The sequence below is a fragment of the Bacillota bacterium genome (assembly GCA_012727955.1).
GTDB lineage: Bacteria > Bacillota > Limnochordia > DTU087 > JAAYGB01 > JAAYGB01.
The window spans coordinates 1-15,442 of the sequence record JAAYGB010000043.1 but is presented as its reverse complement, the minus strand read 5'-3'; the positions used below and the strand labels follow the sequence as shown (position 1 = coordinate 15,442).

Here is a 15,442-nt window from a genome sequence, read left to right as displayed (position 1 = left end):
TCTTCATGCAGGACGTACCGATGATTCCCCTCGAGTACCGTCCTGGAGATTTCTATGAGTTCAACGAGACCTACTGGACCGGTTTCCCAACGGCTAAGAATCCAACGGCTCCACCGCAACATGACTTTGCTGGTACCAGAGTCCTGTTTGTGATTGAGCCGGTCAAGAAATAACCAGTATTCTAGGCAAACTAGATTGGGCAATTGAGGGGACGAGGCTAGGCAGATAGCCCTAGCCTTGTCCCTTTTTTAGGACACCCTTACTTACCTCATACCCCGCTTCCCATCAGCCTCAGTCAATTCCAGGTCCTTGGCTGAACTGTGTCTTCCTCCATCCCGGAGAAGCCTGCGGATTCACTCAGTAGACCCTCTCCCTGTCACCACCGATGGCTCCCTTCCTGGCAAAGTCAATATTCTCCTAGGCAATGGGAACTGCAGCTGAAGAAAAAGCATCCACTTCTTGTCAAACAAGGCAAAAAAAAGAGGAGTTTCCCTTCAAGGGAGAAATACTATAGTAAGATCTTTTGCAATTCTCGCTTTTGTCTGTCTTTTTTGATATTCTGGGGTGCTCTTCCGTCCCGAGAAAAGCCTAAACTTGCTCTTTCTGTAGGTATATCCAAAATCTATGCGGAGGAGGTGATCGGGAAAAGCCGCTCCGTCGCATTGTCACCCAATCGAGTTTGACGTATTTGACCTAACCTAACTGACTTGTAAGTTCCTACGAAAGGAGACTAAGGATGCGCAGATTCATCGGTGTTTTACTGGTAACGCTACTGGTACTGTCCGTTGTAGCTATCGGTCATGCCGGTGCCCCCTTGCGACTACCGCGGGAGGAAACCTTGTATAAAGCCGGACTGCATTGGGGCCCGCCCACCAACTGGAACCCCTTCGGCACTTCTCCCGCTTGGCCGACAAACGCTGACTTCACTCTCTATGAGGCTTTGTTTGGCTACAGCTACCTCAGCGGTAAGTTGGAGCCCTTCTTGGGCAAGAGCTATGAGTGGGATGGTAACGTGGTCAGGGTAACCATGCAGCCTGGTACCAAATGGCAAGACGGTACCCCCCTCACCGTGGAAGACGTACTCTATACCTTTAATTTAGGTAGAAAGTACTCCCTGTCCTATACCCCCTTGTGGGACTACATCACCGAGGCCAGGAAGGTAGACGACCGCACCTTTGAGTTGGTCCTCAACCCAGCCAATCCCAACCGGGGTATGGTTGAGCAATACTTGGGGACTATCAAGATTGTGCCGGAGCACATCTGGAGCAAGGTTGAGGAAGAAGATGGCACTGTGATCCGCTATGCCAACACTGAGCCGGTAGGTTCCGGTCCCTACAAGCTGCTCTTTGCCAACCAGCAGCAAATCGTCATGGAGCGGGATGATAACTACTGGGGTATTCCCATCTACGGAAAGCCTGCTCCCCGCTACTTCGTACACCCGATTTTCAAGAGTAATGATGCCGGTAACCTGGCACTGGAGCGAGGACAAGTAGACTGGTCCCAGCAGTTCGCTCCAGAAATTTGGAAGATGTGGGAAGAGAAGGGTCTACCCGTTGGCACCTGGTTTGACGAGGAACCCTATCACTTGCCAGCATCCATTCCATCCCTGTTCATCAACGTCAACAGATATCCTTTGAACATTCCGGAGGTCCGTAGAGCCCTAGCATACTCCATTGACTATGCTAAGGTCGCTGAGACCGCCATGTCTCGCTACTCCATCCCGGTGTACTCCAGCATCATCATCCCTGATGCTGCTGCTGAGGCCCACTACTTCAGCGAGGAAGACGTGAAGCAGTACGGCTGGGAGTACAATCCCGAGAAGGCTCGAGACATCCTGGAGAATGAACTGGGAGCCACCAAGGGTAGAGATGGCATCTACGTTCTGCCCGATGGCACTCGCCTTGGACCCTTTAAGGCAGAATGCCCCTACGGGTGGACGGACTGGATGACCAGCCTTGAGGTTGTCTCCGCCAGCGCCCGCGCCGTTGGTATTGACGTGGTTGCCGAGTTCCCCGAGCAGCCGATTTGGGCTACTCATCGTGACTCCGGTGACTTTGACCTGCTGATGAACACCCCAGCCGGTGGATTGTCTCCGGCCCAGCCCTGGCAGCGCTTCCGTGATATCATGGATAGCCGTGGCGTTCCCGGCATCGGAGAGGGCACCGCTTACTGGAACTGGAACCGTTATCACAACGACGCCGTTGGTCCCTTGCTAGATGCTGCGGTAGTCACCACCGACGAGGCAGTGCTTACCGAGATCTACCGAGAGTTGAACCGAATCTTCATGCAGGACGTACCGATGATTCCACTGGAGTACCGTCCTGGAGAGTTCTATGAGTTCAACGAGACCTACTGGACCGGTTTCCCAACGGCTAAGAATCCAACGGCTCCGCCGCAACATAACTTGGCCGGAACCAGAGTCCTGTTTGTAATTGAACCGGTCAAGAAATAACCAGCGATGCTAAATCAAACTCGATTAGGTAGTCGGCTAGACTAGGTTAGTGAAGGGACTGCCCCTCTCCTTTGGGGCAGTCCCTCTTTGATATCCTTCCTAGCGGTCAGATTTGTGCAGGACTGATCCCTGCGGTAAAGAAGGACCTTCATAGGTCTTTCGAGAGGCAGGGATAGCAATGGAATACGTGATTGGAATCGATGCCGGAGGCACCTCCACCGAAGCTTTGTTGTCCCAGACCGATGGCACCCTCCTGGCCCTTGTGAAGGCGGGACCGGGAAACCTACAGAGGTTAGGCATGGATGGATTCCTTGCCCAAATCTCAGAATTAGTTGATCAACTCCGGGCATCGATACCACCCACGGGCTCGCTGACCCGTATCGAGATCGGTGCTGCCGGCCTGGCCCGAGACTCGGAGCAAAGCAAACTAATGCAACGCCTTTCCCAGAGCCGAATAGCCGCCAGCTATGGAGTTCAGGCTGACTCTCAAATCGCTTTGTTTGCCGGCACCCTTGGCCGGCCGGGACTAATTGTCATCGCCGGAACCGGTTCCATTGTCGATGGAATCGATGGACAGGGAAAAAGACACCGCTGTGGCGGCTGGGGGTATCTGATGGGCGATGAAGGCAGTGGCTATCACATCGGGAAAATGGCCCTTCAAGCCGCGGCCCAAGCAGCCGATGGAAGGGGACCTCGTACTTCCCTCCTGCCCCGTCTCCTCCAACACTTTGGGGTGGATGAACCCTGGCAGCTGATCGAGGCCGTTTATCGACCGCCCCTGACCCCGACGGAAGTCGCGAAGCTGGCTGCCCTAGTGGGTGAAGAAGCGGCCCAGGGCGATGGTGTGGCCAAGAAAATCATCGCGGTGGCCGCAAGGGAACTTGCCCGCCAAATCAGTACCGTTGCTGGTAACCTCGGGCTTCCCCCAGGTTCGCTGTCTGCCTTTTACGCCGGGGGGCTCTTCTCCATGGGAGAGCTACTCCTCAAGCCGCTGATGGAGGAACTCAGTGAACTGCAACCGGGACTTGATTTAGCGCCCCTTCCCTATCCACCGGTGATGGGCGCAGCGTTATTGGCGATTTCCCACAGCAAGGACTTGACGGAGGCCATCATCCATCAAGCCAGAAATACAGCCAAAGAATTCCACCTCTAGATCAAGGCAAGGAGGCGAAGTGGCTGCCCAAAAGTGAGAACTTGCAGGCAGCACCCTACTATGGACTTAGATAAGCTCTTAACGGAAACTCGGTCCCCATACGTTGACCTGGACACCCTATCAACTCGAGAAATTCTGGCAGTAATCAACGCTGAGGATAAGACGGTACCCCTGGCGGTGGAGGCGGAACTAGACAACATTGCCGCGGCCTGTGAGTTGATCCTAGCCAGCTTCCAGCGGGGCGGACACCTCTACTATGTTGGCTGTGGCACCAGCGGCCGCCTGGGGGTACTGGACGCGTCGGAATGCCCCCCCACCTTTGGGGTAGAGCCTGAGCTAGTGACTGGGATTATCGCCGGAGGGAACCCTGCCCTACGCACAGGGATTGAGGGAATCGAGGATGATCCAGTCCAGGGAAAGACTGATCTCATCGCTGCGGGAGTCACCAACAAGGACGTAGTCGTTGGCATTGCGGCCAGTGGGCGCACCCCCTATGTCATCGGTGCCTTGACCCATGCTCGAGAGATTGGTGCCAAGACCGTAGCTGTAGCCTGTACTCCCAACAGTCCCATTGCAGCCCTTGCCGATGTGGCCATTACACCACTGGTGGGTCCAGAAGTACTAACGGGCTCTACCCGGATGAAAGCGGGAACGGCCCAGAAAATGGTTTTGAACATGCTGACCACCACCACAATGATTCGCTGGGGCAAGGTTTACAGCAACCTAATGGTGGATGTCCAGCCTACAAATAGCAAACTCATCCAGCGGGCCTACCGCATCATTTCTCTGGCCACCGGCTGCGACCTAGAGACAGCCAAGGCTGCATTTGCCGCTTCGCATCGCCGGCCCAAAACCGCCATCGTGATGCTGCTGGCCCATTGTGATCGCCAGGAAGCCGAGGAACTACTGGCAAGGGCCGATGGTTTTGTCCGGGATGCCGTAGCCCTATCCCAGAACCAGTAACCACAGCACTAATGCCTGCTCATCGCGGAATACTGCCTCTGAGCCTGTTCCAGCATCCCGATGAGCAGGCATTGAGCATGGGCCATCGCGCTCGGTGTCCTTCACCTCAGTTATCTCAGCTATTCCTCTGTTCACCCATTGGTCACTGCCGCGACTATTTCTTTCACTTCACTGTAAAGCTCCTCGGTCAGGTCACAGCATTCCTGGAGTGAAACGCCGAGAGCTGCAAAAATCCGATTAACCTTTCCGCTATAGTCTGCGGGCTTGCGTTCCAGGGTGTCGATCAGCCTCACTGCTCTTTTTTCATTGATGCAGTAAGCCCTATTGCAGGCAAACAGCACCTGATTTAGGCCCGAAACTGACCGGAAAATGTGGCCTGCAACATGATATCTATCGCCAGCTTCGGCATTTGCCTTCGCATGCAGCAAAGAGAAGTCGGCTTCGAACATGAAGAAGCCCAGCATCGCCTTCTGCAGTTCTATGGGATAGATTTCCGCCCGCTTCTTCAGTTCATAAAAGTCGTTGTTTCTACTGTATAGCACCTTACTAATCGCCAGCTCTCCCCGATACATAGTACTGATGTATCCATGGGGATGCCCCGGCTGGTAGTTGGTAGTGACAATTCCCTGTTCGGTATCTTGCATTACCTGTTTCACCCTGTTGATATCCCGCAGTATTAAGTCCACAGGATAGCCCCCAATGACTAACCATCCACCGGCATTGACCCAAGGACCCCAGCCTCCCGGAGGTACAACTAAGTTACTTCTATGCTCGTCATCTAACTGGGCGGCAACCTGATTGATCCCATCCAGGTCAAGGGAATCGGGATTGTAGTAGATGCCGATATCAATGTCCGAGTCCTCGGTATGGCTGCCCCTTGCCCGAGACCCCCCTAGAACCACACCCTCTATACAAGGCAAAGGCGAGAGTCTTTCTGCTACTTCCTGAATAATGTCTTCTACCATGCCAGACACTCCTTGTACCAGTCAGCCGCTGCATGTTCGTCAACTACTAACTCCAGCGGCAGTTCCTTCGGGATAATGCCACACACGGCCGGACGCACCAACGCGTCCAGCCGTGTACCGATGGCGTAATAGTCCAGAATTCTGTACTTGCTCATTCCTATACTTCTGCACGAGTTTTCCATATGATGGTTCCTATCACCAGGCCAGCTAGTGCTGGCATAACCCAGCCAAAGCCATAATCAAATCCGGGCAAATACCTATGGGCAGCATCAATGATTGCGCTCACTATCGGCGTCCCCTTTATCGCTCTCGGCAATGCATTGAGAAAATCACAGAATGCAGCCACCAGCGTGAATGTGGTTGTCCACCGATACAAATCTTGCTGCTTATTAATCATCGGCGCCAATAATGACAGCGCGATCAACGTAATCACAAGGGGATAAAGAAACATCAGGACCGGCAAAGACAGCTGGATGATCTTGTTTAGCCCAAAATTGGCGATTATAAACGAAGCCAGGGTAAATATCACTGCGTAGACGTTATAGGATACCGTTCTGGGAAACATCTCACTAAACATCTGTGCACATGAAGTGATCAAGCCAATTGCTGTTTTCAAACAGGCAACGGTGACAATGGCGGCCAACAGCACCTTACCGATAGAGCCAAAATAGTGCTCGCTAACCATGGACATGATCGCTGCTCCGTTGTCAGCCCGGCTCACGCTACCTAGGCTTGTTGCCCCCATATAGGCCAAGGATGCGTAGATAGCACTCATTCCAACTAGACACACAAAGCCGGACTTACACACCTCGATAGCCTTTCGCTTTGGGTTTCTTACACCTAACTTTTCAATGTTTGAAATGATAACTATTGCAAAGGCCAGTGACGCTAGGGCGTCCATGGTATTGTATCCATCCAGCATTCCGGTAAATAAGGGTCTGTCTATGTAATTTCCCTGCGCCGCAAATTGACTCACCCGTCCCATTGGGCTGACATAGGTTGCAACGATTAGTATGGACAAGAGCGCAACAAAAATGGGAGTGAGATACTTACCAACCCAATCGAGAATTCTCGTCGGTCGCAGAGAAAAGTAAAGGGTAACCGCAAAGAAAATCAACGAGAAGACAAACAGGCCCCCTTGCAGATATTCCTCTGCAACAAAGGGATGCAACCCTACTTCAAAGGCAACGGTAGCGGTACGGGGAATAGCAAACAATGGTCCAATGGTCAAATACAGCATGCAGGTAAACAGGATCGAATATGTCGTACTTACCGGCTTTGCCATATCAAATAGACTTTCACTTCGAGACAGAGCTGCCGCGATCACCCCCAAAAGCGGCAGACCTACTCCAGTGATCAAAAACCCAATTGTTGCCGGCAGCGTATTGTTTCCGGCCAGCTGTCCCATATGAACGGGGAAGATCAAATTGCCAGCCCCAAAATACAGCCCAAACAAGAGGGATCCTATGAGGACGTTTGCGCGAAAATCACACTTTTCCTTCATCCTGAGAACTCCTTGCTATTATTATGGAGGCGAAGTATGGTCGGACACATATTAGTGCAATGCTGCTCCCATGCCGTTACCGCTGCCACGGGCTTGGGCTATTTTGAAGGCAGCTTGTACACATTGCAAGCTACGCCTTCCACCTGCTGAAAACCTTCGCTGAGATATAAGGACTTGGCGCGTTCATTTTCCCCGTTGACGGAAAGATAGGCGCGGTCATAACCATAGTCTTTTGTAAATTGAAGCGCTTTGCGCAAGAGAATTCTGCCTAGTCCCCGACCTTGATATTCAGGGATAAGGGCAAGTGGCCCGATGTTCATCACCGGTTGATCCTCCCACTCGTCCGAGGAACAGCGAAGAATCCCGATGGGCTCTTCGCAATGATACAACAGCAGGACGCCCCCTTCTATATAATCAGGCGCCTTGGTCATATCCGAGACCATTTTGGGAGTGATAGGCGTTTCGCTACCTGCCAAATTGGCGAAGGCGATATTACGAATATGACAGTAAGCTGCCTCATCCCGATTCACTACAAAGGGACGGAATTCGTACCCGTTGGGCAAATGATAAGGCGGAATGTGATTTACATCACGAACCAGGATAAAGGCGTACCGTTCAACCTGAAATGATAGTTCGCTCATTCTTCGCTGTATACTGGCGTTCGCCAAGGGCACATACAAGAATACCTGATCTAAGCCATCCACATGCTGCAGTATCCCTTGGAACAGGGTGCTGTAGCACTGCAAGTCATCCTTCTCTGAGTGGAATATGCGAAACCGCCCCTTGCGCCCCCGGCGATAGTATTCGTTCAATATTAGAGAGGCCACGGCAGTAATTCGGCCTTGCTCATTGGTGAGTATGTAGGTTGGATTATCGCTATTTGGTTCGAAGGCGGCCAGATCCTCTTCATAGAGAAAGGAATCGTCCACCTCATTGCGATGGCGCCTACAGTAATCGGCAAAGCCCGTCAGGTGCACTGGCGTTAGTGGTTCGAGTTTCATCGTATCAAGACCCTTCCCGAAATAAGTTCAGTAAGTTCCAAGAATAATAGATATCTCCCCAACCTAAGTGAGACTCCTGCGCCGGTGCCAACTCACTGCAGCCTGATAGAAGCTATCGGCAGCAGCGGGAGAAGAATTGAGATAGATGTAAGCGGAACTGGCCACGACGTTCTGCCGCTGATAGCCGTCAACAAACTCCCGCCCATCGCTGGTTTTGGCGGTATAGAAATCTGGAGCCAGTTCCGAACGGGCTACCCGAAACTGGTGAAACTCCTGCCCCCGAAGAACAGTTCCCGCGCGACCAAGCAACGAATCACGACATGTCGTCAGCTCGATGTAACGGATCTGCAGATAGGCCGGGTCCAGAAAAAAATCAACGGGCAAGACACCACTCATTGGGTAGGTTCTGCCGTCAAATCCCCTCAGTGAACGCCCTAGATATATCAACCCCCCACACTCACCGAAAATTGGCATTCCCAGTTGGGCAGCTCGCCGCAGTTGTGCAGCTAAATCCATGTTGCCTGCCAGTTCCCGGGCAAATCTCTCTGGATACCCGCCTCCAAAGTACACAGCATGGGTATCAGGTGGCAGCGTATCTCCGGCAACCGGGAAGAACTCCACGATTTCAAATCCCGCCGCCTTCAACGCCGCCAGGTTTTCCTCGTAATAGAAGCAGAAGGCATCGTCACGGGCGACAGCCAAAGGCACACTTTGAGAGCAGGATGACCGATATCCCTTTTGCACCTTCAAGCCTGCCTGGGCCCTTAAAGGTAATCCGAAGACCCTATCCACATCAATTTGTTTTGCGACAAGACCTAAGCTGCTGTTATCGCCACCCAAGGAGTCCTCGTTTGGCGCAGCAAGCCCTAGATGGCCCTCGGCAACTTCAAGGGCTGGATCGCAGCTGACAATTGACAGCACCCGGTCCCAACGCTTTGCACCGACGGCATCCCTAATCAGGTCGGCGTGAACTGTGCTTCCCAAGCGGCCGCAGCGATTGAGAATGAATCCGGCAACCTTCACATCAGGATCAAAGGAATCCAATCCGTCCATAATCGCTGCCGTGGTCCGGGTCATTCCGTAGACATCGATGACCACAACCACCGGGACGCCGAGAATCCTAGCAATGTGTGCCGCGCTGCCCTCGCCTGTGCCCTTGGCACCATCGAACAACGCACCCATTCCCTCGATAACCGCCACGTCGGCATCTTGACTCCACCGAGAAAAAGTCTCACGGATTCCCCTTTCACCCATCATCCACAGATCCAGATTGATTGATGGTCTGCCGACAATGGCCGCATGATACATAGGGTCAATAAAATCCGGTCCAATTTTGAAGGGCTGAACCGACAACCCTCTGGCTTTGAGAGCAACCAGCAACGCTCTGGTCACTGTGGTCTTGCCTGCTCCACTGTGGGTTGCTGAGATAACTATCGCTGGGGGTCGAGTGCTGTGGTGCATCTCCTTGCTCCTCTCAAGAGAGACTATCGACAGCCCTATTGGGCATCAATTGCTATAAGTAATCCCGAAGGCGACTAGACAAAAACCCCGATGGGTCCCACAACCGATATGGGCATCGGGGCAATTAGAACCTATACCATCATAATGAGCTAATGGTGTTACTTGACATGATCGACAACTCTGCACAGCCATACCATGTGGTCTAGACCCTTTCCCCAATAGTCCTTCGCAATCCTATAGGGCTCGCCGAATTTCCTGAGCCACTTCCTTTGTGCCTGCTGATAGCCGCTATCCAAACAGAAGTATCGGACCCCTAACTCAGCAAGATACTTTATCATAGCATGAATCAAGGCTGAACCTACACCTTTGCCTTGAAAGTCAGGCAGTACACAGAGACTGCCTAGCTCACCTATTGCATCAAGCTCGTTGTTTGTACATTTCTTAATATCGCTTCCACAGGGCCCAAAGGAAATCGTTCCTATCACCCTGTTGTCAATTTTCGCAACAAGAAAGTGAACCTCGGAGTCTGGATTGGCCACTGCATAAGCCATCAGCTTCTTTTTGTGCTGAATCTCCTTTGAAATATCCTCTTTCAAATGTCCTATGTCCTCTTTTTCAAAGGCATCGGTAATCGTTGTTGCAAACACATCGTATGCTGATTCTATATCTTTCCTGGTAGGCTTGGCAATGACTAAGTTACTCAGGGTAAATTGTCCTTTCATATCCATCTTCCTCAGCGATTTCGGTATCAACTCATACAGAGGCTCGCAGCTCCCATCCCAGTTCAGCCTGTGCACTAATTCCCCACAGACTTACCCATCGTTGGTGTTCTTTCCTTCCCAGATTTCTCCAATTCGTGGGGATAGGTTCGCAGAGCAAACCAGATCCTAAGCATGGTTAAATGCTGCTTCCGATTTCGCTGCCCATCGGCCTACTCTCCTTTGGCCTTTTCTAACATTCCGGTGAGCAGGCTGGCATTGAGTACACCGATGTGTTTGCCGGTGATGATACCTTCTGCATCGATGACAAAGCTAGTGGGAATGGCCCGCACCCAATAGGCTCCCGCAACGATACCGGTGGTGTCCAGCACCACAGGAAAGGTGAGGCCCTGGGCCTGCAGGAACTCCTGGACTTTGCCCTGCGGTTCCTGCAAGTTCACGGCCAGGAAGACGACATCTTCCTCCTTCTCTTCGTACACTGCCTGAATATCCGGCATTTCCACCCTACAGGGAGGACACCAGGTCGCCCAGAAATTAAGAAAGACCCGCTTACCGCGAAAATCCGATAAGGAAACCGTACCACCCTCTACCGATGCTAGGGTAAAATCTGGAGCTTGAGAGCCAACCACCGGCTGCACCGGAATTTCCGCGGCTGCTGCCACCACTGTCAACGACAAAGCCAAGGCTAACATAAAGAGCACCCAGCCCGATGTTCTTCCCAGTCGGTGTAACCACAGATTTTTCATCAACCATCCCCCTATTGCTTTTTCTTGATGTAAAGAACCTAGAGCCCCCACTGCAACCAACCGGCCAGACGGGCAAAGGAATTGAAGTAGATCATCAGGCCCAGAAGGACCAACAACAGACCGGCGGTAAAGGAGATCCTTCCTAGAAACCGCGTTAGACCCCTTAATAGGGGTAGGAATGAGCCGAAAAACACCGCCGACAGCAAGAAGGGCACCGCCAATCCCAGGGAGTACAGGGCTAGCAGCATTACCCCCTGCCCCACACTTCCCGTGGAACCTGCCAGCATCAGAATTGTAGCCAGAATCGGTCCGATACAGGGCGTCCACCCGGCAGAGAAGGCCAATCCAAAGAGGAAGGCGGCACCCGGACCGGAGTTGACACGGCGAACCTGGGGCCGCTTATCTCTGTTCAGCAACGGGACTTGCATGACCCCCGCGGTGTGCAGGCCCAGCAAAATAATCACCACACCACTGATTTTCCGCAGCACCCCTTGATTTCGCAATAAAAATTGCCCTACTGCGCTGGCCGACAACCCCAACAGGACAAAGACGAGGGAAAAACCCAGGACAAAGGCCAAGGAGTTTGTGACCAACTTGACTCGAGTACCAGACTGCACTTCTCCCGCCTGACTGAGTTCGGCCAGGGAAACACCGGCCAAGTAGGCTAAGTAGGTAGGAATCAATGGCAAGACACAGGGTGAGACAAATGAAGCAACCCCCGCCAAGAAGGCTACAACAGCATTGACATCGGCATTTGGCATTGGCCGTTCCCTCCCCTTTCTAACGTTCCGCAAATCCTTCTTCTCCTGGAGCTGCAACCAGACTACTTGCTATCCCAACTATATTTCCTCGGAAGAAGTGATGATCCTCCTCTACCCAGGCCTACGGTTCACCAAACCAACTCCCGGCTGTCTCGGCTCTTGGTTCATCACAGGGCGGAAGAAACCAGCGTGACACTCTGGAAAACCTGCGCCCGACATCCTCCCAATTTACCAGGTTCCACCAGGCTGCCAGATAGTCGGCCCGTGCCGCCGGGTACTGCAGATAGTAAGCGTGCTCCCAGACGTCGACGGTCAAGATGGGAATCGTTCCCCATTGTGTCATGTTTTCGTGCCTCTCGATTTGCAGAATTTCCAACCGACCAAAGGGAGCCTGCCAGACCAAGACACCCCAGCCGTTTCCGGCAACTTGGTTGGCCGCTGCGGTGAAGTGATCTTGAAACTTGGCAAAGGTACCAAAATCCGCTTCCAATTGCGCCGCCAACTGCCGAGGTGGACGTCTTGGACCCCCAGGCCGCATATTGAGCCAGTAGAGGGTGTGGAGAAAGTGGCCAGACCCGTGATAGGCCAGTTCTCTTTCCCAGTGTCTAATCAAGTTGAAATCCCCCTGCTCCCTGGCCTGGGCCACTTCCTCCTCAGCGACATTGAGACCATTGACATAGCCCCGATGGTGGATGGCGTGGTGAATTCTGACGATCTCCCTCGATAGGTATGGCTCCAGGGCATCGTAGGGATATGGAAGGGGTGGTAATCGATGTCCTCCCCTTGGGACGGGACAGCTGAGAAAATAAGCCATCATCCTGCCTCCCTGCTTTGCATGATAACTTGTTACACCATATGCCCCGTGTGGAAGGGGATATTCTCAGCGGGATTCACCGGAGGACTGTGGGCTGGAAGACATTGACCTATTTTACAGGATTTTTACCTTCTTCTTTGAATCTTAATATTAAGAAAACTTTCTATAGGAGGCGAGAGCATGGCTTTTACCTATGACCTGTCGACGGAAATCCGTCCAACTTCGGGACCACCGGGCGGAACCATCACACTGACTGCCAAGTTTTCCAATGCCAGTGAGCCGGTGGTCAAAGCCTTTGCCACCGTGAGAATGTATGGTTATTTCATTGCCTTGCGCAAGAAGGCCGATGACACCTTCGAGTACACCGGCACAATTCCCTACGAAGCACCTCCTGGAAGATACGAAATAGCTGTCTACGGTAAGGCCGAGGACGGCACCTCTGGCCCAGAGAAGAAGATTTCCTTCCAAGTAGGTTAAACACCCCATTCCTTACTCTATTACATCGGGCAACACATAAGCCAAGGAGCGAGCCGGTTTTGCCACCGTGCTCGCTCCTGCTGGTTGGCTATGCTAGCTCTTCTAACCGCTGCAAGATCCTGGCAGCCGCTGGGGGGCATCCCGGGACAGCATCGGCCACTCCTGAGGTACACTTGCCGATTCCCAGGGTGTATCCCGAGGGACTAGATTCCTTAAAACCTTGTCCAATAGCAATCTGCAGGTTCCGAGGCAAGCGACCATGCCTTTCTTCGTAGCGATACAAGGCGTGAATCAAGGAACCAAAGCAGGCAGAACAGGCTTCCCTTTCATCGATGTAGCCGGCGTAGCGATCCACTACCCGCTGAGCGGTCAGCTCCTCCACCCTAGACTTTTCTGCTTGGTTATGTTCGACTATCTCAAGCCTTGCGCTGTCGGCGGTGCCGACTCCCAACTCCTCGGCAATTTGCAAATGATGAATATCATGGGGATGATAACCCAGTAACTCCGCGGCATAGGCATCAATGGCCACGGGATCTTCTCCGATGATCACTCGGCCCATATATACTGGGGTCCCACCCTCCTCAAAGGTCAAATCCCCGATAATACCATCGACAATTACCAAATTGCTTTTCAGAACCTTGTTCAGTAGGGCTATGGGTCTGTGTAGTCCCATGCTGTGAAAGCGCCGCTTCTCGCTGTCGGGGATACAGCCCTTCAGGTTCTTCAAGGCACAGGTGACCTTGGTCTGACAGTGTGCCTTGAGAACAGGCATATTAATCAGGTAGTCTGCCTGCCACAGGCTGGCACAAACCTCCAGGGTGGTCCCTTCGACCTCCACCGATACCCTAGCGTCCTGCTTTAGGTCGATCAGGGGAACCTTATACTTGCGGCTGATCTCCTCATAACCACAGACCTTGAAGGCTCGTTTTGTACTATCTCCTACCCAGGAACCTTCCATAATACTAATATTGGTGTAGCCCTTATTCTGTAGGTACTGAATCACAGTCTCAACCAACCGAGGATCGGTGGTGGCTCCCGACTCCGAGGGTTTGGCAACAACGAGATTCGGCTTCAGGGCGATCTTGGCATCACGCTCCGGCAGCTGAATCTGATCTAAGACCGGACCAAGCAGTTCCAGACTGGGATTATCTGTATAGACAACATGTAAGCGCTGATGCAATCCCTTCTCCTCCTGTTACTGAAGTTCATATCTCCTTCTTCTACTTCCATCTTCTCATCTGCCCTCTATTAAAACCTGCCATTCCAGGCAAGGGAGAAGGCACTGTTTGGCCTATGGCAGTACAGACCATTAGGTTACACCTTTGCCCGAGGATATTCATTACACAACAAATACAAAGGTGACTCATCCTCTTCGATGTCCGGAAAACGTCCCATGGGCTCCAAGAATCGATTGTCAGTGTTGTCGTCATTCACCTGGGAAACCTCACCCAACAGCACCGGTCCCCTGGTGGGTTCGCCCCAGAAGCGATGGTACAAGCCAGGGGTGAGGGTAACACTCTCCCCGGGGCGAATTCGCAGGATGGTGCCGGCCGGCACTTGCCTCCTGCGTCCATCAAGGGCAAGGATCACCGGAGTGTTGTCCAGCTCTCCTTCCGGAGTGGAGTTATAGACCTCGATTAGAAGGTCACCACCGCCCCGATTGATGATATCCTCCCTTTTGTGCCAATGGAAGTGACAGGGAGTAACCTGGTAGGGCTGAACAATGAGGATTTTCTCTGCATAGGACTTAGGGTACCGATCATCGGTCAGACTGCCGTTTCGCAGGGTAAACAAGACCAGTCCAGTTTGGGTAAAACATCCGGAGCCAAAGTCCGTGATATCCCACCCAAGCATATTGTCCCGGATTTCGTCGTATTCTGGACCCTTGTCCTCCCACTCCCAGGGACGCCAATAGGCAAAGGGGGGTAACTTCCAGTTCATTCGGTCCAAGAACTCGACGGCTGCCTGCAGGATACTATTGATCTCCGAGCGCTTCACCGCTATCCCTCCTCGTTAAAGTCTAATGTTCATTTCCCCACTGATCTCCCCTTTCCTGGATGAAAGGCTGGCTGCCCGCCTGCCTTGGCTGGAAGACTTTTGCAGTTTGATGTTTAGGCAAGGGGATCTTTGGGGAATAAAGTAACAGACCGGCCGAGAAGCCAAACCCGGTAATCGGGAATATCATCAACGAGGTGACGTCACATGGTGGATAGATTCGGCAGTGTATTCCAAACCGCTGAAAACGAAGGTAAGGAAAAGCACGTTCCTGAAATCACGGCCCCTGATAAGGTAAAGGCCAACGAGTTTTTCGAGATCACTGTTCAAGTAGGGGCTGAGACTCCCCATCCTAATACCGTAGAGCACCATATTAAGTGGATCCAGGGCTTTGCCAAGGACAGCAAAGGTCAAGTAGTCCATGTTGGCAC

At 52.5% G+C, this 15,442-nt stretch carries 17 protein-coding genes; 6 read left to right on the top strand and 11 right to left on the bottom strand.

Features of this window, described 5'->3' with window-relative positions; all coding sequences use genetic code 11:
* The 4 genes from GX030_08030 to murQ all read left to right on the top strand — a co-directional run.
* Window positions 1-173: ABC transporter substrate-binding protein (locus tag GX030_08030; GenBank protein NLV92325.1), on the top strand; the 173-nt coding region annotated here is incomplete at its 5' end.
* Between the two features lie 563 nt (window positions 174-736).
* A complete protein-coding gene (locus GX030_08025) occupies window positions 737-2,452 on the top strand; it encodes an ABC transporter substrate-binding protein (GenBank protein NLV92324.1) in 1,716 nt (571 codons plus the stop codon).
* A gap of 178 nt (window positions 2,453-2,630) precedes the next feature.
* Complete coding sequence (locus tag GX030_08020; protein NLV92323.1) at window positions 2,631-3,605, top strand: hypothetical protein; 975 nt, start codon at window positions 2,631-2,633, stop codon at window positions 3,603-3,605.
* Window positions 3,606-3,665: 60 nt separating this feature from the next.
* The gene (gene murQ, locus GX030_08015) at window positions 3,666-4,568 is read left to right on the top strand and encodes an N-acetylmuramic acid 6-phosphate etherase (GenBank protein NLV92322.1); all 903 of its coding nucleotides are present in this window, start codon (window positions 3,666-3,668) and stop codon (window positions 4,566-4,568) included.
* Window positions 4,569-4,699: 131 nt separating this feature from the next.
* On the opposite strand, the gene GX030_08010 is transcribed toward murQ, so the two are convergent.
* From GX030_08010 to GX030_07970, 9 genes are all read right to left on the bottom strand, one after another.
* On the bottom strand, window positions 4,700-5,533 hold the full coding sequence (locus GX030_08010) for a nucleotidyltransferase domain-containing protein (GenBank protein NLV92321.1): 834 nt from the start codon (window positions 5,531-5,533) through the stop codon (window positions 4,700-4,702).
* Entirely contained in the window at window positions 5,527-5,688 is a 162-nt protein-coding gene (locus GX030_08005) for a hypothetical protein (GenBank protein ID NLV92320.1), read from the bottom strand. Before GX030_08005 ends, GX030_08010 begins: the two co-directional genes overlap by 7 nt.
* Before the next feature lie 2 nt (window positions 5,689-5,690).
* On the bottom strand, window positions 5,691-7,037 hold the full coding sequence (brnQ, locus tag GX030_08000) for a branched-chain amino acid transport system II carrier protein (protein ID NLV92319.1): 1,347 nt from the start codon (window positions 7,035-7,037) through the stop codon (window positions 5,691-5,693).
* Between the two features lie 98 nt (window positions 7,038-7,135).
* On the bottom strand, window positions 7,136-8,038 hold the full coding sequence (locus tag GX030_07995) for a GNAT family N-acetyltransferase (protein NLV92318.1): 903 nt from the start codon (window positions 8,036-8,038) through the stop codon (window positions 7,136-7,138).
* 63 nt (window positions 8,039-8,101) lie between these two features.
* The gene (locus tag GX030_07990; protein NLV92317.1) at window positions 8,102-9,499 is read right to left on the bottom strand and encodes a cobyrinate a,c-diamide synthase; all 1,398 of its coding nucleotides are present in this window, start codon (window positions 9,497-9,499) and stop codon (window positions 8,102-8,104) included.
* A 158-nt stretch (window positions 9,500-9,657) separates the two neighbouring features.
* Window positions 9,658-10,221 (bottom strand): GNAT family N-acetyltransferase, encoded by a 564-nt coding sequence (locus GX030_07985; protein NLV92316.1) that lies wholly within the window; start codon window positions 10,219-10,221, stop codon window positions 9,658-9,660.
* A 209-nt stretch (window positions 10,222-10,430) separates the two neighbouring features.
* Entirely contained in the window at window positions 10,431-10,964 is a 534-nt protein-coding gene (locus GX030_07980; protein NLV92315.1) for a redoxin domain-containing protein, read from the bottom strand.
* 38 nt (window positions 10,965-11,002) lie between these two features.
* Window positions 11,003-11,725 (bottom strand): cytochrome c biogenesis protein CcdA, encoded by a 723-nt coding sequence (locus tag GX030_07975; GenBank protein ID NLV92314.1) that lies wholly within the window; start codon window positions 11,723-11,725, stop codon window positions 11,003-11,005.
* 121 nt (window positions 11,726-11,846) lie between these two features.
* A complete protein-coding gene (locus tag GX030_07970; protein NLV92313.1) occupies window positions 11,847-12,539 on the bottom strand; it encodes a superoxide dismutase in 693 nt (230 codons plus the stop codon).
* 180 nt (window positions 12,540-12,719) lie between these two features.
* On the opposite strand from GX030_07970, the gene GX030_07965 reads away from it, so the two are divergent.
* Window positions 12,720-13,016, top strand: a complete 297-nt coding sequence (locus GX030_07965; protein ID NLV92312.1) for a hypothetical protein — start codon at window positions 12,720-12,722, stop codon at window positions 13,014-13,016.
* Window positions 13,017-13,104: 88 nt separating this feature from the next.
* On the opposite strand, the gene GX030_07960 is transcribed toward GX030_07965, so the two are convergent.
* Both GX030_07960 and GX030_07955 read right to left on the bottom strand, forming a co-directional pair.
* On the bottom strand, window positions 13,105-14,196 hold the full coding sequence (locus GX030_07960; protein NLV92311.1) for a DUF362 domain-containing protein: 1,092 nt from the start codon (window positions 14,194-14,196) through the stop codon (window positions 13,105-13,107).
* A 134-nt stretch (window positions 14,197-14,330) separates the two neighbouring features.
* Window positions 14,331-15,014, bottom strand: coding sequence for a D-lyxose/D-mannose family sugar isomerase (locus GX030_07955; GenBank protein NLV92310.1), 684 nt, complete (start codon window positions 15,012-15,014; stop codon window positions 14,331-14,333).
* 204 nt (window positions 15,015-15,218) lie between these two features.
* Here GX030_07955 and GX030_07950 point away from each other — a divergent pair.
* The coding region (locus GX030_07950; GenBank protein NLV92309.1) for a Neelaredoxin at window positions 15,219-15,442 on the top strand (224 nt) is incomplete at its 3' end.